This is a genomic window from Larkinella bovis (genome assembly GCF_042655385.1).
Lineage (GTDB): Bacteria > Bacteroidota > Bacteroidia > Cytophagales > Spirosomataceae > Larkinella > Larkinella bovis.
This window is the reverse complement of the sequence record NZ_JBHSMA010000001.1, coordinates 1,659,023-1,678,062: the sequence shown is the minus strand read 5'-3', so window position 1 is coordinate 1,678,062 and position 19,040 is coordinate 1,659,023. Positions and strand designations below refer to the sequence as shown.

Annotated in this window: 15 protein-coding genes; 9 read left to right on the top strand and 6 right to left on the bottom strand. The window is 53.5% G+C overall.

Features of this window, described 5'->3' with window-relative positions; all coding sequences use genetic code 11:
- Nucleotides 1-5 precede the first annotated feature (5 nt).
- Both ACFPMF_RS06945 and radA read right to left on the bottom strand, forming a co-directional pair.
- Nucleotides 6-854 (bottom strand): sugar phosphate isomerase/epimerase family protein, encoded by an 849-nt coding sequence (locus ACFPMF_RS06945; RefSeq protein ID WP_379842561.1) that lies wholly within the window; start codon nucleotides 852-854, stop codon nucleotides 6-8.
- Nucleotides 855-1,026: 172 nt separating this feature from the next.
- The gene (radA, locus tag ACFPMF_RS06940; RefSeq protein WP_379842558.1) at nucleotides 1,027-2,400 is read right to left on the bottom strand and encodes a DNA repair protein RadA; all 1,374 of its coding nucleotides are present in this window, start codon (nucleotides 2,398-2,400) and stop codon (nucleotides 1,027-1,029) included.
- A 197-nt stretch (nucleotides 2,401-2,597) separates the two neighbouring features.
- Between radA and ACFPMF_RS06935 the strand changes: the two genes are divergently transcribed.
- Together ACFPMF_RS06935 and ACFPMF_RS06930 are read left to right on the top strand one after the other, a co-directional pair.
- A complete protein-coding gene (locus tag ACFPMF_RS06935) occupies nucleotides 2,598-3,290 on the top strand; it encodes a porin family protein (RefSeq protein WP_379842556.1) in 693 nt (230 codons plus the stop codon).
- Nucleotides 3,291-3,454: 164 nt separating this feature from the next.
- Nucleotides 3,455-4,144: a porin family protein gene (locus ACFPMF_RS06930; RefSeq protein ID WP_379842553.1), complete on the top strand. Its 690-nt coding sequence runs from the start codon at nucleotides 3,455-3,457 to the stop codon at nucleotides 4,142-4,144.
- A 105-nt stretch (nucleotides 4,145-4,249) separates the two neighbouring features.
- Here the strand turns inward: ACFPMF_RS06930 and ACFPMF_RS06925 are convergent, their stop codons facing one another.
- Nucleotides 4,250-4,663: a LytR/AlgR family response regulator transcription factor gene (locus tag ACFPMF_RS06925; protein ID WP_379842550.1), complete on the bottom strand. Its 414-nt coding sequence runs from the start codon at nucleotides 4,661-4,663 to the stop codon at nucleotides 4,250-4,252.
- A 272-nt stretch (nucleotides 4,664-4,935) separates the two neighbouring features.
- Entirely contained in the window at nucleotides 4,936-5,361 is a 426-nt protein-coding gene (locus ACFPMF_RS06920; protein ID WP_379842547.1) for a LytR/AlgR family response regulator transcription factor, read from the bottom strand.
- Nucleotides 5,362-5,579: 218 nt separating this feature from the next.
- Between ACFPMF_RS06920 and pheS the strand changes: the two genes are divergently transcribed.
- The 4 genes from pheS to ACFPMF_RS06900 all read left to right on the top strand — a co-directional run bounded on the left by pheS (nucleotide 5,580) and on the right by ACFPMF_RS06900 (nucleotide 10,305).
- On the top strand, nucleotides 5,580-6,632 hold the full coding sequence (pheS, locus tag ACFPMF_RS06915; RefSeq protein WP_379842544.1) for a phenylalanine--tRNA ligase subunit alpha: 1,053 nt from the start codon (nucleotides 5,580-5,582) through the stop codon (nucleotides 6,630-6,632).
- A gap of 258 nt (nucleotides 6,633-6,890) precedes the next feature.
- Nucleotides 6,891-8,153 (top strand): DUF937 domain-containing protein, encoded by a 1,263-nt coding sequence (locus ACFPMF_RS06910; RefSeq protein WP_379842542.1) that lies wholly within the window; start codon nucleotides 6,891-6,893, stop codon nucleotides 8,151-8,153.
- Between the two features lie 164 nt (nucleotides 8,154-8,317).
- Nucleotides 8,318-9,313: an SDR family NAD(P)-dependent oxidoreductase gene (locus ACFPMF_RS06905; protein WP_379842540.1), complete on the top strand. Its 996-nt coding sequence runs from the start codon at nucleotides 8,318-8,320 to the stop codon at nucleotides 9,311-9,313.
- A gap of 62 nt (nucleotides 9,314-9,375) precedes the next feature.
- Nucleotides 9,376-10,305 (top strand): tryptophan-rich sensory protein, encoded by a 930-nt coding sequence (locus tag ACFPMF_RS06900; protein WP_379842537.1) that lies wholly within the window; start codon nucleotides 9,376-9,378, stop codon nucleotides 10,303-10,305.
- Nucleotides 10,306-10,372: 67 nt separating this feature from the next.
- Here the strand turns inward: ACFPMF_RS06900 and ACFPMF_RS06895 are convergent, their stop codons facing one another.
- Nucleotides 10,373-11,152 carry an RHS repeat domain-containing protein gene (locus ACFPMF_RS06895; protein WP_379842535.1) on the bottom strand — a complete coding sequence of 260 codons (780 nt, stop codon included), beginning with the start codon at nucleotides 11,150-11,152 and terminating at the stop codon, nucleotides 10,373-10,375.
- A 283-nt stretch (nucleotides 11,153-11,435) separates the two neighbouring features.
- On the opposite strand from ACFPMF_RS06895, the gene clpB reads away from it, so the two are divergent.
- Together clpB and ACFPMF_RS06885 are read left to right on the top strand one after the other, a co-directional pair.
- Entirely contained in the window at nucleotides 11,436-14,081 is a 2,646-nt protein-coding gene (clpB, locus tag ACFPMF_RS06890) for an ATP-dependent chaperone ClpB (RefSeq protein WP_379842532.1), read from the top strand.
- A 276-nt stretch (nucleotides 14,082-14,357) separates the two neighbouring features.
- Nucleotides 14,358-15,008: a response regulator gene (locus ACFPMF_RS06885; RefSeq protein WP_379842529.1), complete on the top strand. Its 651-nt coding sequence runs from the start codon at nucleotides 14,358-14,360 to the stop codon at nucleotides 15,006-15,008.
- 14 nt (nucleotides 15,009-15,022) lie between these two features.
- Here ACFPMF_RS06885 and ACFPMF_RS06880 read toward each other — a convergent pair whose 3' ends face one another.
- Nucleotides 15,023-17,092 (bottom strand): ATP-binding protein, encoded by a 2,070-nt coding sequence (locus ACFPMF_RS06880; protein WP_379842527.1) that lies wholly within the window; start codon nucleotides 17,090-17,092, stop codon nucleotides 15,023-15,025.
- Between the two features lie 217 nt (nucleotides 17,093-17,309).
- On the opposite strand from ACFPMF_RS06880, the gene ACFPMF_RS06875 reads away from it, so the two are divergent.
- On the top strand, nucleotides 17,310-19,001 hold the full coding sequence (locus ACFPMF_RS06875; RefSeq protein WP_379842524.1) for a trypsin-like peptidase domain-containing protein: 1,692 nt from the start codon (nucleotides 17,310-17,312) through the stop codon (nucleotides 18,999-19,001).
- Nucleotides 19,002-19,040 lie beyond the last annotated feature (39 nt).

The window sequence follows — 19,040 nt, the reverse complement described above, 5'->3', positions numbered from 1 at the left end:
AGTTTTTACTGTACTTTGTTGTAGGCACTTCGGAAGTATTTGACACTCTCGGCAATTTCAGGGCCGTTGTTCTCCCAGTGGTATTCATATTCCACCGAAATCGGGCCTTTGAACTTCTGGCGTTTCAATTCGGCAATCACCGCATCGACTTTGCAATCGCCGGTTCCCCAGATTACGTCGTGGTATTTGCCATCGGGCGTATCTTTCTTCACGTCCTTGAAGTGCATGCCCAGGATGTGACCTTGGAGTTTCTTCAGGCAATCGACCGGGTCCAGACCGGAGCGGACCCAGTGACCGATGTCGGCGCAGGAACCGACATATTTGCTGGTACCGATTACGGCCAGGACCGAATCCGGGTGCCAGTAATGCGACGGTTTCGGGTGGTTGTGCAGGGCGACATTGATTTTGTATTCGTCGGCCAGCCGGGCGATATACGGGATCTGTTCCACCTTCGGCTCCGTATTGATGTTCCGGATGCCCATGTCCTTGGCAAATTCAAAGAGGGCTTTCCAGTCTCCTTCGCTGGGTGCGTTCACAACCCCGAACGCCACAAGCGTTAAGCCTTTGTCTTTCAGTAGCTTCTTGACGGCCTGCCGGGTTGCTGCGTCCATTTTGAAATCCATTTTGCCTTCGATGCCGCCACCAAGGGTTTGGCCCGGGAACGCTTCGACATATTTCAGGCCGCAACTGTCAATTTTGCGAATTGCTTCGGCGAACGTAAACAGGCGAAAGGAGTACGACTGTGAACCCAGTTTCCAGCCGGCTTTGTCTTCCGGATTGCGCTGGGCAACCGATGGGAGGGTGCTGAAAGCCCATAAACCGGCCATCAGTAGAAGATATTTTATACGTTTCATTGGTAAGAATTTAGTAAACCGTGGCAAAAGTAAACAATAATTACCGGATGGTTTAGATGGTTAGAAGGTGGATTGGCGTACAGGGCAGGCTGGCTTTATGGGTTAGATGGCCCGCCAGCCTCCAACCCTTTAAACCACCCCGCCTTTTAACCAGGTAGCCGTTTTAGTCGGGTTACATCAGAACGCCCTGAAAGACTTCATCCAGTTTGCTGACGGGACGGATTTTGATTTTGTAGGCATCCAGATCCAGCCCTTTGGTGTTGTATTTCGAAATAAAGATCTGCTTGAAGCCTAGTTTTTCGGCCTCCGAAATCCGGGAGTCGACGCGGTGAACCGCCCGCACTTCGCCCCCCAGGCCCACTTCGGCCGCAAAGGCCACCGACGACGGAATGGCAATGTCTTCGTAGCTCGACACAATGGCCGCACAAACCGATAAATCGATGGCCGGATCTTCCACTTTCAGGCCACCCGCCACGTTGAGGAAAACGTCCTGCTGACCCAGCCGAAAACCGCCCCTTTTTTCAAGGACCGCCAGTAACATCTGCAGGCGTTTGGCATCGAAACCCGTGCTGCTGCGTTGCGGAGTTCCATAATTGGCGACGCTGACCAGCGCCTGAATTTCAATCAGTAAGGGCCGGTTTCCCTCCAGCATGGAGCCAATGGAAATACCGCTGAGAGCCTCGTCGCGCTGCGAAATCAGAATTTCCGATGGGTTGGTAACCTGCCGCAAACCGGTGCCCTGCATCTCGTAGATACCCAGTTCGGACGTACTGCCGAAGCGGTTTTTGGTCGTTCGCAGAATCCGGTAGGTGGTGTGCCGATCGCCCTCAAAAGTCAGCACCGTATCGACCATGTGCTCGAGCACTTTGGGGCCGGCCAGCGAACCGTCTTTCGTAATATGACCGACAATAAAAACCGGAACCCCGCTCTCTTTGGCGTATTTCATAAATTCCGCCGTGCATTCGCGCACCTGCGAAACACTGCCCGCACCCGATTCCACCAGCGACGAATGCATGGTCTGGATGGAGTCGATGATCAGGATTTCGGGCTCAAAATGTTCCACCGTTCGGAAAATGTTCTGCGTGGAGGTTTCGGCCATGATGTAACACTCGCTGATCGGAGCAGGCAGTCGTTCGGCCCGCATCTTGATCTGCTGTTCGCTTTCCTCACCCGTGACGTACAAAACCCGCATATCTTTCAGCCCCAGCGCAATCTGGAGCAAGAGGGTGGATTTGCCAATGCCGGGTTCGCCCCCAATCAGCACCAGGGAGCCCGGCACGATGCCCCCGCCCAGCACCCGGTTTAGCTCCGTATCGGGCGTGACGACCCGCTCCTGGGCTTCGTACTGGATGGCGTGAATGGCTTTGGGTTTGGCTGCGGTTTTGGTCGCCGATGCCGGACGCCAGTTACCGGCCACGGGTTCTTCTTTCACGATGACTTCTTCGACGAAGGTATTCCATTCACCGCAAGCCGGGCAGCGACCCAGCCATTTGGGGGCCTGGTGGCCACAATTCTGACAGAAATAAGTTGTTTTTGTTTTTGCCATTAAACCTTTGGTTACAATCGCGCTTCTAAGCAGGGTGCATTGACCGGATAGGGGTAAGTCGTCCGTTGCGGGTCTTCCCGGAAACGCGTCGCTGCACGGTACGTCATGCGCTGGTAAATGAACAATATACTAAAAAAAACCGGTTTGGCATAGCACATTCGTTCTCATTCCCGTTATTCATTCAAACTTCTCTTCAAATGAAAAAAATCCTGTTTTTGGGTCTGGTGATGATGCTCCCCGGCCTGACGTACGCCCAATTCAGTATTGGTATCAAGGGTGGGGTGAACCTGTCGAAATTTTCGATGGGCGACTTCGTGACGACCCGCCTGAATGCCAACGGCACCCCCCAGGTCAATGTCAGCGGGCAGGTGGTTCGGGATAATCTAAAAGAAAGTTTCGACAGCAAGACCGGCTGGGCCTACGGGATTTACACCCGGTTCGGTAAAAATATTTATATCCAGCCGGAGCTGCTGGTGTCCTCCAAAACGGGTTCTTTCGAGATTGTGCGCGACATCAACGGGCAGTCCTCAACCGAGACGGTTTCCATCAAAACGACCAATTTTGATGTACCAATTTTGCTCGGCCTGAAAGGGGGGCCGATCCGGGTCGTTGCCGGACCGATTGTTTCCTTCCGGATCAGCGATGATCAGAGCATGCGGGATGCCTTACGGGACTATACTTCCGGCAGTCTGAATAACGCCCTGGCCAAAGCAACCTACGGATATCAACTGGGTGTGGGGCTGGATCTGGGGCGGTTTGGCATTGATGTCCGGCGGGAAGGCGGGTTATCAGACGTGTCGGCGGTCAACCTCGGCACGGATGGCAAATCGGATAAATTCAGCCAGCGGCTGAAGTCCTGGCAGGTGACGCTGGCCATGCGGTTATTCTAAGGCGGCATTCATAACGGGTTAAAAATCCCTCCGGTTTCCAGACAGGAAAACCGGAGGGATTTTTTATGATGATCGCTGCGGTTGCCGTTTGCTCAGTCGATGGAAAAAAAACGGGGGCTTTCTGCTAACTTACTCCCGGTCTTTCACCTTCAAACGCAACGCTAATGAAACGGTTTCTATGGATTCTGCTCTTTTTGCCTGCGCTTTCGCACGCCCAGTTCGGGGGCGGTAAATTTCTGACGTTTGGGCTTAAAATCGGGGCGAACTTCTCCCAACTGAAAACGCTTGAGCTGAAAACGCCCCGGCTGACGGCGGGCGGGGTGCCGGTTACATCCGGGGGCGCCATTGTGTACGATTTTTTTCGGAACAACGACGACCGAACGACGGGGATCGTCGGGGGCGCCTTTTTCCGGTTTGGCCGGAAGTTGTTTCTGCAGCCCGAACTGCTCGTGTCGTCGAAAGGCGGAAAATTTGATCTGGTGCAAACCGGTTTGGCAACGCAGACGGTGAACGTCACGTTCACGACCTTCGACGTGCCGGTTTTGGTCGGCTTCAAGCTGGGGCCGTTGCGACTGAATGCCGGGCCCATCCTGTCGCTGACGATTTCGGAGGATAAGAACCTGAAAGAGTCCTTCAGGCAATACACGACGCAATCCCTGGACGAGACGTTTAAAAAGGCAGTTTTTGGGTATCAGGCCGGAGCCGGCCTGACGGTGGGCGGTTTTGACCTGGATGTACGGTACGAAGGCAATCTGTCGGATTTATCCCGGATCGGGATTAAAACACCCAGCAACGATGACCGGTTCACGACGAAAGCGGCTCTCTGGCAGCTAACGGCCGGTTTTGGGTTCTGAGCCTGATAAAAAAAACATGCCGTCGTCACGTCCCGAGGGAGCCGACAACGGCTGTTCTGCTCAACTAACCCAAAATAAACCGTATAAGTAGTGTATGACAGGCAATCAGTTAAAGAGCGATTGCATAAAATAGTTCAACCGTTGATTGATTTCTTTCATCCGGCGCCGGGAGATGGTCACTTCCTGGCCGTCGGTCAGGCGAACGATCCGCTCCGTCGCAAAAACGCTGAACTGAACATACGCCAGGTTAATGATCGTCGATTTGTGAATCCGCAGGAACATCGACTGATCCAGCATGTGTTCGAACGCTTTCAGCGTTTTGGAAACCAGGTAACGTTTTTTGTCGCGCGTCGTAATGAACGTATAGTTCCCTTCGCCGTGCAGACTAACTACGTCATCGACCGAGATCATGATGTTGCGATTCAGATAGGGCAGCGCGATTCGGTTGGCGTTGCGCTGGTGCATCCGGGGAAACAACGGCTGTAATGTCGAAGAAGAGGGGAATACTAACGTTTCCATAGTGATGTGCGATTAAAGTTTATGTTTCTGCCTTGTTGTTACTGACATGACAAAACTACTTTAATTCGCCGTTCCCTAAGAAAGAAGGCTTGATATTTAGCGGTTGTCCTTTCGGGGTAAACGGCTAAATATCAAGCCTTTATGCTGGTAATTGCAAAAATAGTTTCCGTAAATCTCCTTGACCGATTACGTATTTCTACGTATCACTTGCGTACGTATACTTCACGTCACATTACGGGCAAAAAACGGTTACAAAATGGGTGAAAAAGCCATTACAGTTTCGGCAGGAAGTTCCGGATCCGGTCCACGAAGTTTTGGGCCCGACGGCGTGAGATTTTCACTTGCTGACCATCATTCAGTTCCAGTTCGCCTTCTTTCTTAACGTAAAACCGGCGGACGTAACCAAGGTTTACGATGCAGGATTTATGAACCCGGACAAAGGCTTCGCCTTCCAGCAGTTCCTCGTATTCTTTTAAGGTGCGGGACACCAGCATCCGGGTGCCATCTTTGAGAAAAAAATTCGTGTAATTTCCTGAGCCTTCCAGCCGGACAATTTCTTCCAGCGAGATGGTGCGTTTCCGGTCGTAAAAGGGGATGAGCAGTTTCTGAGCAATTGAGGAGGTGGACTTTTTTTCCACACTTTTGGGGAATTTTGTGGACACTTGGTCGAAAAGATTTTCTTTCAGGATTGATTCCATAATAGATCGAGTAAGAGAGTGTAACAATGGATTCGTACTGATTATGAACAGGTTACCTCTGAATAAATGGATGTTTCAGCCGTTTTCCCCAGTTACCTGTTGTCATTTCAATGCCCAACAACCGTACCGGGACTTTCAGCGACCGGCCGATTGGCTTTTTTAATGGAGCCGAGATTTTTGGTTATCTTTGCCAGAACCGGATTGAATACGATTTGTATATGCTGGATAGAGTTAAAGAAATATATCAGGAGATTGAACAAGGCCAGATTCAATCCAAAGAGGAGTTGGAACAGTTCCGACTGCGGTACATCGGGCGGAAAGGCGTCATAACGGATCTGTTCGAACAGTTGAAACAGGTGCCGCAGGAAAACCGCCGGGCGGTGGGGCAGGAGTTGAATACACTGAAAGATTTTGCCCAGCAACGCTTTAAAGAGGCCAGCACTTCGTTGGAAAACAGCCAGACCGAAGCGGTGGATGCCCCCGTTGATCTGACATTGCCGGTGATTCCGAACCTGTATGGGACGCAGCACCCGCTCAATATTGTTCGCCAGCAGATCATCCGCATTTTCGGACGAATCGGTTTTAGCGTAGCCGACGGCCCCGAAATCGAGAGCGACTGGTATAATTTCGGTGCCCTGAACTTCCCCGACAATCACCCGGCCCGCGATATGCAGGACACGTTTTTCGTGGAAAAGCAGAGCGAAGGTGCACCGGCCGATTTGCTACTCCGGACGCACACCTCGAATGTGCAGATCCGCCTGATGGAACATCAGAAACATAACACGGTTTTCCGGCCCATTCGCGCCATAATGCCGGGGCGGGTTTACCGCAACGAAGCCATTTCAGCCCGGGCGCACTGCATGTTCCACCAGGTCGAGGGCTTGTACGTGGATAAAAACGTCGGGTTCAAAGACCTGAAAGATACGCTGTATCACTTCGTAAAGGAGATGTTTGCCAAGGACGTGAAAATTCGTTTCCGTCCGTCCTATTTTCCGTTTACCGAACCCAGCGCCGAGATTGATATTTCCTGTCAGATTTGCCACGGAAAAGGGTGTAATATCTGCAAATACAGCGGTTGGGTCGAAATTGCCGGCTCGGGCATGGTCGATCCGAACGTGTTGCGCAACTGCGGGGTCGACCCGGAAGAATATACGGGGTATGCGTTCGGAATGGGGGTTGAGCGCATCACCCAGCTCCGCTACGGGGTAAACGACCTGCGGCTTTATACCGAGAATGACGTTCGCTTCCTTCGCCAGTTTCAGGGCGCATAAACCAGATGGGGAGAAAAGCAGGAAAGAAAAAATGAAACGTGCCTCGCTGTAAATTTCTTTTTTCCTATTTATTACTGCTTTTCTCTCACTTTTGTCTTCCCACATCTTTTCTTTGTCTAAAATTTACCCCTGAATTTTAGTTCTCGCGTCTCAATTCTTTTTTTTGTCTAACTTTATCATTTATATAGTATTCGTCAGCTTCGGGTTTACGGATGGGGTGAAGGTGTTGATGTGTAAGATTCATGCAATAGTGACTTTATGAATTTATTAGCTGAACTGAAAGAAAGCTTAACCGATACAGTGGTTTCCCGTGCGGCCTATTATGTCGATGAAAATCCGGATAAAACCCGGATTGCCCTGGAAGGGCTTCTTCATACGGTCGTAGCCGGGCTGATGAAACGGACTACGACCGAAATCGGGGTCAATCAATTATATAATTCTATTCAGAAAGGAAAGTTTGACGGCAATCTGGTCGTGACATTTCCTGAACTATTGCGGGATCCGGAACAAATCCATCGGCTGGCCGAAACGGGAAGCAACAGCATCAGTCATTTATTGCCGGCTATGAAAAGTGCCATTGGCTTGGCCATTTCCGGTTACGCCAATATTAAAAATTCGGCGGCCATCACCCTGCTCGGGCTGGTTACTCCTCTGGTGTTGGGAACACTCAACAAGCTGGTTTCGGAAAAGAAGCTGGATGCGGATGGACTCGCGGCTTTGCTGGCCGACCAGCGCGACCACCTGATTGAAGGAACGCCCGAAAAACTGCTCGATCGCATTGCCGAAGGCTTAAACATTCAGCAATTGCTGGCCGTGGGCGTAACGCCCGCCAAGCGGTCCAGCCTGACGGACCGGTCGCCCGTTCCGGAGCGCCAGCGGTATATTCCGGAACCGGAGGACGAAGGCAACGGTTCGCTGGTGAAATGGGGCGTTGGCGCACTGGTCGTGGTCGCCCTGACCGGCGCCGGGTATTATATCTGGAACAACACGCAGACCTACTCCTCGGCGAACGAAGAACAGGCTTTTTCCACGGAGTTTGTGGATTCAACCGCAACGGCACCGACGGACTCGGCAAAAGCCCGCCTGGCCGTTGCGGCAAAAACCGATTCTGCCGCAACGACAACGGTTTCGTCGACAACCGCCCTGGCGGCCTACCTGGCCAATCCAATGGCTCCGGCGGGTCGGAGTTTCAGAATGCCGACGCTGGATTTTGAGCCCGGTACCGATCGGCTAAAACCGGCCGGAACCGCCACCGTTCAGGAGTTGGCTACGTTGTTGAAAAACAATCCGGTGGTGCAAATTCGTCTGGTGGGTTATGCCAACGATGCGGTGCCGCCGATGGGCAACAAGGCCCTGTCGGTGACGCGCGTGCAGGCGATCAAAAGCCAATTGGTTCAGGCCGGAATCAATTTCATCCGGGTCGATGCAATTGGGCTGGGAACCGGTATAAAACCGGGTGATACAACCGCGGTCACCAAACCGCGTCTGAAGCAAATTGACGTGAAGGTTGTGATTAAATAATGGCAGGAGGGAGGAAAACGGAAATGCGTTTTCGACTCTCCTCCCTTCTTTCCCTTCCTCTTTTCCCACTCACAAATTTTTTTCCAACATCTGCCGTTGCCGGTTGTTAGCATACAACAGGCGGTTTTTGCCTGCGTTTCAATGGACTAACCAGCGTATACGCAATGGAAGCACGAACGGGAAAAACGGTTTTGGTGACGGGTGCCACCAGTGGAATCGGGCGCGAACTGGCCAATTTATTTGCAAAAGATGGGTATAACCTCGTGCTCGTCGCCCGCAGCAGCGACAGCCTGAACCAGATTGCCGAAGAGTACCGACAGCAGTTCGGCATCCAGGCGACTCCGATCGCGAAGGATCTGGCCGATCCGAAAGCCCCGGAGGCCATTTACGACGAAACCAGGCGGAGAGGTATTCAGGTGGACGTGCTCGTCAATAACGCGGGAATGGGCGAATACGGCCTGTTTGCCAACGAAACCGATCTGCATAAGGAATTGAGCATCATTCAGATCAATGCCACCGCGCTGGTTCATCTGACCAAGTTGTTTCTGAAAGATATGGTGCAGCGCAACGACGGTAAGGTGTTGATGCTGGCCTCCATTGTTTCCATCATGCCCAACCCGCTGATGGCGGTTTATGGCGCCACCAAATCCTTCATTCTGTCGTTCACGGAAGCCTTGCAGAACGAGTTGAAGGACACGCAGGTGACGGTGACGGCCCTGTTGCCGGGCGCTACCAATACCGACTTTTTCGCCAAGGCAGGGGCCGAAGGAACGCGGAGTCATCAGATGGCCCAGGACACCGATCCGGCTAAAGTGGCCCGCGACGGGTATGAGGCCCTGATGAAAGGCAAGGAAAAGGTCGTTTCCGGTTTGATGAACAAAGCACAGGTCGCCATGTCGCATGTGTTGCCCGATGAACTCGTGACGGGTTCGGTTCGCAAGCAGATGGAGCGCCCGGAAGACTCAAAACGGGAACACGGACTCGATGAGAAGCAGCAGGCGATTCTGACAACGGCCCTTGCGGTCGGGTTTGTGGCAGTTACTACTCTGCTGTGGGCCTTTGGCGGGATGGACCGTAACTGGCGCAAGGATACCTCCCAACTCCGACGCAAAGCGCAGTCTACCGGAAAATCCCTGCTCGACAACCTGTCGTTGAACTAGCCGTTTACCCGCCACTGGAGCCGAGCACCCCCGTGTCTTTTCCACGAAATCCCTCGATGACTATGAAAAATTCCCTGTTCTGGCGCATTGGCACCGCCGTGCTGGTTGTTGGAAGTATCATTTATACGTCTACCGCCACCGCTACCCGAATGAAAAAAACGCCGGGAAAGCGAAACCCGCAAACGGACAGTACGGAGGAAGAGAAGGTTTTGCCCGAATACCAGCGCGTTTTTGACGAAAACCCCATTGTCCCGGATGGCTGGACCTTCGGGGCTGTCTGGTCGACAATTTACGCCGGAACAACGGCCTATGCCATTCACCAGGCGCTGCCGTCGCAGCAAGACAATCCGCGGTACGAGCGGGCGATGCCCTGGCTGGCGGTGAGTTATGGACTGAATGCCCTCTTCGGGCGGTTTTTCTCCGATCCGCGCACGGAAAGCATGATTGGCTCCGATCTGGTGACGAAAGCCAGTTTACCGGTTGCGCTCGGACTGTATCAGCAGCTTGAAATCGGCAAAACCGGCGTAAAAGGGCCGGAAAAATACCTGCGAATCCCGTTCAGCCTGTATGCGGGCTGGCTAACGACCGCTTCGGTGGTCGGAACGCCCAATCTGCTGTTCAATCTGAAGCTCTGGAAACCGGACCCGCATCGGGATACGCCCATCTTTATCGGGGTATTGGGAGCGACCGCCGGAGCGGCTTATGCCGTGGCCCGGCGGCTAAATGATCCGTATTACCTACTGCCCTTTGTGGCCGGTTTTGCCGGTATTGCGACCAAACAGGCCGGTAAAAATTCCGCTATTTCGCTCTCGGCGGCCATTCTGGCCACGACGGTTGCGGGCGTTCTGGTAAAATGGCTTCCGCGCCAAAAGTTCCGGCCTTTGCAACGCAGGCTGGACGATATCGGTGTCGAAATGGAAACGGAAGCCTACGGATGGGAGGACGAACAGCCGAACCCCGAAAACGAATCCTATTCGTACACGTCGATTTGAGGAAAGCAAAAACGGGATCAGGACATGCGGAAGAAACTTCCAAAAGTCCTAATCCCGCTGCCTTATATTACTGGCAAACATACTTGAACACTTTCTCCCGGTTGACAACGCCGGGATTGCCGGTTCGCTGGAGGAGCAGTGAAATTTCGGTTGGGAGTTCGCCCGAGTACTGATAGGCGGCCGTATAGCCATACCCTGGATCTTTGTACTGAACCGGATTATTGACGCTGAGGTAATGACTTTTATCCACCAGTGACGAAATCAGCGGAATGAGCTGAAAAGCCGGCTGGTTGGCAAAGGGTGATTTTTTGGTGTCGTACGTGTACTCAGCCTGTAACTTCTCTTCCTGAGTATTTTCCGCATAATAGACTTTCGTGACGTTGCCAATAGCGTCATATTCCATGCGTTTGGTATAATTCCGCCGACCCGTTGGATCAACGACGGCTACTTTCGTAATGCGGTTTTGGGAGTCGTAGGAAAGGGTAGCGGTCACGGTTTGACCCGCATCGACCGCTTTGATCGTCGCAATCCGGCCGCTGGCATCGTATGAAACGGTATGCTCTTCCGCGCCCAGGTTTTCTACCAGGGAAATGCCGGCCGAAAACTTGGAAATCCGGCCTTCGGCATCGTACGTGAACGCAAAGACATTGAAAGCGGATTGAGAAATGGTGGCAATCCGGTTGTTTTCCGCGTATTTGATGGTGACAGAGCCTGAATCAAAATAGAAATCGGGCACTTCGCTGACCAGACAGGACTCATTCTGCGGATCCGGCTTGTTATCGTCCCTGCCACAACCTGTTACCCACAAGGCAACTATCCAAACGAAACAACTGGTTTTGAAATGCATACACCGGGCGGAAGAGTCTCTCTTGTAAAATTGGGAATTGTAACGCGCAATTCATAGCATCAGAAGTGGGGAGATTGCGGAAAAATTCACCCCGGATTGCCGAACCAACAGTGCGATGTTTTGAGAATTGCAATGTCAAAATGGCAAGAAAGCAGCCCGGTATGGCCCGGATTCCGCCAAAATGTCTGGAAAAATGCCCCTGGCCTGTTGTTTGTTACTGGGTACGGAGAAACCGAACAGCAAGTAGCCTGGATACAATAACCGCATTGTTTAACCCACAACCATGAATTTAAACGCATACACCATTAAAGCGCAGGAGGTCATCCAGCAGGCGGCCCAGATTGCGCAGGGCAACCAGCAACAGACGGTCGAAACCGGTCACGTGCTGAAAGCCATTCTGGACGAAGACCCGAACACGATGGGTTTTCTGTCGAAAAAAACCGGGGTAAATGCCAGCCGGTTGACATTGGCGCTCGACGCCATTGTGAATGCCTATCCTAAAGTTTCGGTGGGCGCACAGGGAACGCCCAATATTTACCTCGGAAACGATCTGAACGCGGCTCTGCAACGGGCTACGGGTTTGCTGAAAGAGTTTGGCGATGAGTATGTGAGCATTGAGCTGATGTTGCTCGGGCTGGCCAGTGGCAAGGACTCGGTCGCGAACCTGTTGAAAGATGTCGGTTTTACCGAAAAAGTACTGAAAGAAGCGATCAAAGAATTACGCGGAAAAAATAATCCTGTGAAAGACCAAAATGCGGAAGCAAAATACCGCTCGCTGGAGCGGTATAGTAAAAACCTGAATGAACTGGCCGAAAAGGGGAAAATTGACCCCGTTATTGGCCGGGACGAAGAAATTCGGCGGGTGCTGCAGATTCTGAGCCGCCGAACGAAAAACAACCCGATGCTCATCGGTGAACCAGGCGTCGGAAAAACCGCCATTGTGGAAGGACTCGCGCAGCGGATTGTACAGGGTGACGTGCCCGAAAACCTGAAGTCGAAGATCATCGTTTCGCTCGACATGGGGCTGCTGGTGGCCGGGGCCAAATACAAGGGCGAGTTTGAAGAACGGCTGAAGGCGGTGATCAAGGAAGTGACGGATTCGGAGGGCGAAATCGTCCTGTTTATTGACGAAATCCACACGCTGATCGGCGCGGGGGCCGGCGGGGGCGATGGGGCGATGGACGCGGCCAACCTGCTGAAACCGGCGCTGGCCCGGGGCGAACTCCACGCCATCGGCGCCACGACGCTGAAGGAATACCAGAAATACATAGAGAAGGACAAAGCTCTCGAACGCCGGTTCCAGTCCGTTCTGGTGGATGAGCCCGATGTGAAAGATGCCATTTCGATCCTCCGGGGGATTAAGGAAAAATACGAGCTGCACCACGGGGTTCGGATCAAGGACGATGCGGTGATTGCCGCCGTAGAACTGTCGAACCGCTACATTTCCGACCGGTTTTTGCCCGACAAAGCGATTGACCTGATGGACGAAGCTGCGGCCAAAATGCGGCTGGAAATTGACTCCGTACCGGAAGAACTGGACGAATTGAACCGCCGGATCATGCAACTGGAAATCGAGCGGGAGGCCATTCGCCGGGAATCGGATCGGGATAAGGAAAGTGCCCTGAATCGGCAGATCGAAGACCTGAACGAACAACGGAACAGCCTGAAGGCCCGGTGGGAAGTTGAAAAGCAATCGGTCAACGAAGTCCGGACGCTAAAGGAACAACTCGACCAGCTGAAGTCGGAAGCCGAACAGGCCGAACGCTCGGGGGATTACGGCAAGGTAGCCGAGATTCGCTACGGTCGTTTGCCCGAAATGCAAAGCCGTCTGGATGAGTTGGTGAAGAAAGAAAACGATGGTCAAAGCCTGTTACAGGAAGAAGTGACCTCCGATGATATTGCGGAAGTGGTTGCCAAATGGACCGGTATTCCGGTGAGCCGGATGATGGAGTCGGAGCGGGAGAAACTGCTGCATCTGGAGGAGGAACTGGCCAAACGCGTTGCCGGACAGGAAGAAGCCATTCAGGTGGTGGCCGATGCCGTGCGCCGGAGTCGCGCCGGAATGCAGGACCCCAAACGGCCCATCGGTTCGTTCATTTTCCTGGGAACCACGGGCGTCGGGAAAACCGAGTTGGCCAAGGCACTGGCCGATTACCTGTTCAATGACGAGAATTCGCTGGTCCGCATCGACATGTCGGAGTTCCAGGAACGCCATGCCGTCAGCCGGTTGATCGGGGCTCCTCCGGGCTACGTTGGCTACGACGAAGGCGGACAACTGACGGAAGCCGTGCGCCGGAAACCGTACAGCGTGATCCTGCTCGATGAGATTGAAAAAGCACACCCCGATGTCTTCAATATCCTGTTGCAGGTGCTGGACGACGGGCGGTTGACCGACAGCAAGGGCCGGGTGGCAAACTTCAAGAATACGATCATCATCATGACCTCGAACATCGGTAGCCACATTATTCGGGAGCGGTTTTCGAAAATTGAAGACTGGAACCGCGACCAGGTGATTGATGACACGAAAGAAGAAGTGTTCGAGTTGCTGAAACAAACCCTGCGTCCGGAGTTCCTGAACCGGATCGACGAACTGGTGATGTTCCAGCCGCTGACCAAGCGCGAAATCCGCAAGATTGTCGGTCTGCAATTCAAGCACATTCAGGATCGGTTGAGCGACCAGGGCATTACGATCGAAGCCGATCAGGAGGTGCTCGACAAACTGGCCGAAGAAGGGTTCGATCCGCAGTTCGGGGCTCGTCCGCTGAAACGGGTGATGCAACGACGCATCCTGAACGCCCTTTCCAAAGAGATTCTGGCGGGCCGGATTCAGAAGAACGCCATCGTCGGGATGATGCTCAACGATACCGAAGACGGCAAGGACGACATCATCTTCTACAACCTCGACAAGGTGGTGCCGGAATTGGATTGATGACGGATTACGTTGGAGCAGGAAACGCCCGGTTGATGAAGCCGGGCGTTTTTGTTTTTACCCGTAAGAGCGGAGAGTGCGGTGCGTGGATAAACGCAGCCGGGCGGTAAAACCGCCTGTTTTTGGGGAAGAGGTGCTACCAGACCTTCCATCCGATGGGTTATTGGATCATTAGATTGCGCGTACGACCGGGCTTTTATTCCATCAAACGGGAGCGTTGCGATCCCTAAATTTCTCTGTATCTTTGATTTCCCCACAAACCCTACCTTGTTGCCTATGACCCCCATCCGTGTACTGCTTACCGATGACCATGAAATAATTTTAGACAGTTTGGCACTGCTACTGAGCCGGATCGAGGGCGTGGAGGTGGTGGGTACGCTGAATGATAGCCGCGAAGTGCTCGATTTTCTGAAGACGCACGACGTCGACCTCCTGCTGTCGGACATGAACATGCCGCACCTCGACGGCATCAACCTCACCCTGAAAATCCGGCAACACTTTCCGAACATCCGGGTATTGATGCTGACGGTTTCAGAAGAGGCTGATAGTATTCGGGAAGCGTTCCGGGCCGGAATTTCGGGTTACGTCATGAAAAAAGCCGGGAAAGCGGAACTGGAAAAAGCCGTGAAAACCATCGCGCGGGGCGAAAAGTACTTCTCCGAATCGGTTATGACCCAACTGGTGGCGCTGCCGGTCGCATCCGTGCGCCCGCAGGACGAAGCTCCGGCTCCTCTGGCCCCCCTGACCGACCGCGAAATCGAGATTATCCGGCTTGTGGCGCAGGAGCTTTCGACCAACGCCATTGCCGATAAGCTGTTCATCAGTCCGGGGACGGTCGAAACTCACCGGCACAACATCCTCCGCAAACTGGGGGTGAAAAACTCCATCGGGATCATCAAGTATGCCGTCCGGCACGGTTTGTTGTAAAACCGCCGGATCGACTAACCCGCCATCGGAATCTGAACAGCCACGCAGGTGCCGCCGAGTTCGGGGTTGGAGATCAGATACGTGCCGCCCAGGCGCTCGAGCCGCGACTGAATGTTGCGCATGCCGATGCCGTTTGAGCTTTTTTTGGGATTGATACCCTGCCCGTCGTCCTGAACCGTCAGTTTCAGAAAACCGCCCTGACGGTGGAGGGCAATACCGGCCCGACGCGCATTGGCGTGTTTGAGAATGTTATTGACCAGCTCCAGCGAAATTGCGTACAATTCATGGGCGGTTTTTCCGTAAACAGCCTCCCCCGATTCATCGACTTCCAGTAAAAACCGGGTTCGGTTCTGTACGTTCAGCGTATCGGTGAGTTTGATCAAAGCGGCCTGTAAGCCCTGTTTTTCGAGAATTTCGGGCATCAGGTTATGAGAAATGGCGCGGATGTCGTCGTACACTTCACCCATGTGGTCGAGCAGCCGGGTGTGTTCGCGCTGCTGATCGTCGGCCAGCCGGGAGGTGTCCATCGCTTCGAGCCGCCATTTCAGCGCCGATACTTTGGCCGCCACGCTGTCGTGCAATTCGGTGGCTACCCGCTTGCGCTCCATCGTTTGCCCCCGGTACAGGGCGGCTTCAATGTCGGCGTTTTTCCGGGCGAGTTCGTCGTTTTTCACCCGCAGCCGCCGGTTGCTCCAGAAGACGTAACCGAGCGTACCCCCGCTGAGAATCAGCAGGACAATCAGGAAATTGCGGGATTGCGCCAATTGATCGTTTTCCAGCGTCTTGATCCGGCTTTGTTGCTGAGCCTGCTGCAACCGGGCCACCTGCTGTTTTTTCTCAAAATCATAGGTCATGCTGGCCACGGTCGCTTTCTGAATGGCTTCCTCGTTCAGCATCGTATCGGCCTCGGCCTTGTACCACTTAAAGTAATAGAGGGCTTTGGCGGGCTGGTTTAACTGATCGTAGGCCATTGCCAGCTGGCGCAGATAACCCGTACGCTCGGGGCGCATCTCGGCCACGTTCTTCGTCCAGTCCAGGCCGGTTTTGGCGTACGGAATCACGCGATTGTACTGCTTGAGGGCCAGGTAAATCTCTCCGAAGTTGTACTGGGCATTGTGTTCCAGGGCTTCCTGCGATTTCTCGACGGTTTTGCGGTACGTATCCTGCGATAAGCGGGAGTAGTGGAGGGCCTTGTCATACTGGTGCAAGGCAATCGAGAGCCGACCGGCAATCCCATAAGCCCGCGCCAGTTGGGAGGGTGTGTAGGGGTTCTCGTAGGCTTTCATCAGGTCCAGGTACAGGGCAAGTGCAGCCGCATATTCTTTCTTCTTCTCAAGCACTTCCGCTTTTTTACTGATCAGAAACAGTTTCACCATCCGGTCGTTCAACTGGTTGGCAATTTTTTCGCCTTCCGTAAAACACGCGATGGCTTCGTCGTACCGGTTGAGTTTCAGATAAGCCGCTCCCAGATTGGGCAGGGTCGCGCGCAGACTTTTCAGGTCGTTCATGTTCTCCTGAATGCGCCGGGCGGTCAGCCAGTGGTTAATCGCTTCCACGTATTGCCCTTCACCCATCTTCATGATCGCCATTTCGTTGTAGGTCTGCGCTTCCCAGCGCCGGTCGTGGGCTTCCCGAAATTTCGCTAAAGCTTTCTGCAACAGCGACCGCGCTTCCGGCAGCTTGCTCATGATGTTCGAATAGAGTTGCGCCCGGCGGAGGAACACCTGTCCCTGCAGCGATAAGTCACGAATGGCGACGGCCTGGTTATACGCCGTGTCCAGTTGCGCGCTGGCCGTTCTGGTGTCGGAGAGATAGTCTGCTTCAATGCGCGCCAGCGCCAGCCGGGCCCGGATTTCACCCGTGGGATAGTGGGCCTGTTTGGCCACCCGCATGCCCTGACGCAAGGTCTGAATGGCCAGCGAATCGTAACCACTCCACCAGTAATTGGTGGCGAGTTCGTGGAGCGTCAGGACGCGCAGGCTGTCGGGCCGGAGCTGGTTCAGGCGGTTTTTCAGCGAATCAATAACCGGATTCTGGGCCACAGCCCAGGGACTTATAAAAAGCAGGACGAGAAGATGGCGCATGACCCTGGACGATTAGGTAGCCTAAATTTCGGAGATATAACCTTCACCTACAATGGGTTCCTGCAAAATACAGGTTTTCCTATAGAGACAAAATACAGGTTTCCCGTAGCTGAAAATCAGGGCTTTTCCCGATTTACTCCCGATCACCAATCTGCCAACTTTGTAGCATTCAATCACGATACAAAAAGTAAACCCGAACATCCAACTACAGTCCGTCATGGCAACTCCTATCGAACGTTTCGTCATCCGTCACATCACCGGAACCAAAGCCAATCAAGTCGAAGAATTTGACTATAAAAAGCATTCAGAACTTTCTTTTGGGCGCGGCACCACCAACAACCTGCGCTTTGACCCTGATCTGGATTCAACCGTTTCCCGCGAACACGGGAAAATTGTAAAGGAAGCCGGTGACGTGCCGGGTTTCAAAGTGGTCGATAACAATTCCCGCAACGGTATTTACCTCAACAAAACCCGCATCGTGGGTTCGGCGGTGCTCCAGCCGGGCGACGAAATTCAGCTGGGTCAGGGCGGGCCGGTTTTCCAGTTCGACCTGAATCCGCGCCCCGTTGAACTGATGCAGAGCACCCGGCTGGTCGAAATGCCCGGGGCTTTCAATGCCACCAGCGAAATCAAACTGCCCATGTCGGCATCCGACGATGATCTTGCCAGCGTTCCGGCGAAAGTGGGTTTAGGCAAGCAAACCGTGGAGCGAATGATGGTTACCGAGCGGAAACGCACGACGCGTTCGGTGCTGGTGGGAGCGGCCCTGGTGCTGGCGGTCCTGTCGGGCATTGCCTATGCCTTTAAAGACAAAATCGGATCGACCACGACGATTACGGTGAATAAACCGGTGGTTCTGCCCGCTCCTAAACCCGATAATTCGTTGACCGTTGAGCAGATTGCGACCGCCAATACCAGCAAAGTCGTATTCATCGAATTTGGCTATAAACTAATTTATACACCGACTGGCGACGACATTTACCACCAGTATATGCCCATGAAACAGTCGGATGGCAGTGTCATAAATGTACCCTTGTACATTGAGGTGGAACCCGGCGTGGTCGAACCGCTGCTGGGGTTGAAAAAAGATGTGGAAGTGGGTAAGCCGATCGCCATGGCCGGTGCCAGCGGTTCCGGTTTTGTGGTGTCGCAGCAGGGGCATATCCTGACGAACCGGCACGTGGCTGCGGCCTGGAATTCGTACTATGAATTTCCGGAAGATGCGTTTCCGGGGGCCTTGCTGGTTCCGGGGGCGAAAGGCTGGGAGATAAGCCCGAGCCCGGTTCGGCCGTTCCGGTGGGTACCCAGCGAAACCCGCTTCTTTGGTAAAAAACCGATGTCGGGGAAAGTCATCGAAGGGGTGAATACCTACCTCGATATCACCTTCAACAAAAACGAACAACGTTTTCCGGCGGTGGGCAAACCGATCGTTTCGCCGAAACACGATGTCGCGCTGATCAAAATCGATCTGGCCGAGCCGTTGTCTCCCGTCAAATTGCGGAGTGCCGAAAAGGACATCGCCCCCGGTCAATTGGTGACCGTAATGGGCTACCCGGGTATTTCGCCGGACGTGTTTGTGGGGGAGTATTCGGCCGACTTTGCCAACCGGAATCCGCAGATTGTGAAGGTGCCGGATGTGACGGTAACCCCTGGTAATATTGGTAAGGTGATCAAAGGCCAGAGCACCGGTAAGGCCGCATCGTACTATAGCGAATTTGGGGACTATTACCAACTCACGGTCAACGCCACCGGCGCGGGCAATAGTGGAGGGCCGGTTTTCGACCGCGAAGGCAACGTGATCGGGATCTTCACTGCCAGCAATTCCTCCCAGGACGCTACCCGCATCACCTTCGCCGTTCCGATTTCCTACGGACTCGAACTGATGGGGCGTCGGCAGGTAGTCGATTAAGCACACAAGTGAAAAGAGGCTTTAACGAAGGGGATTCCG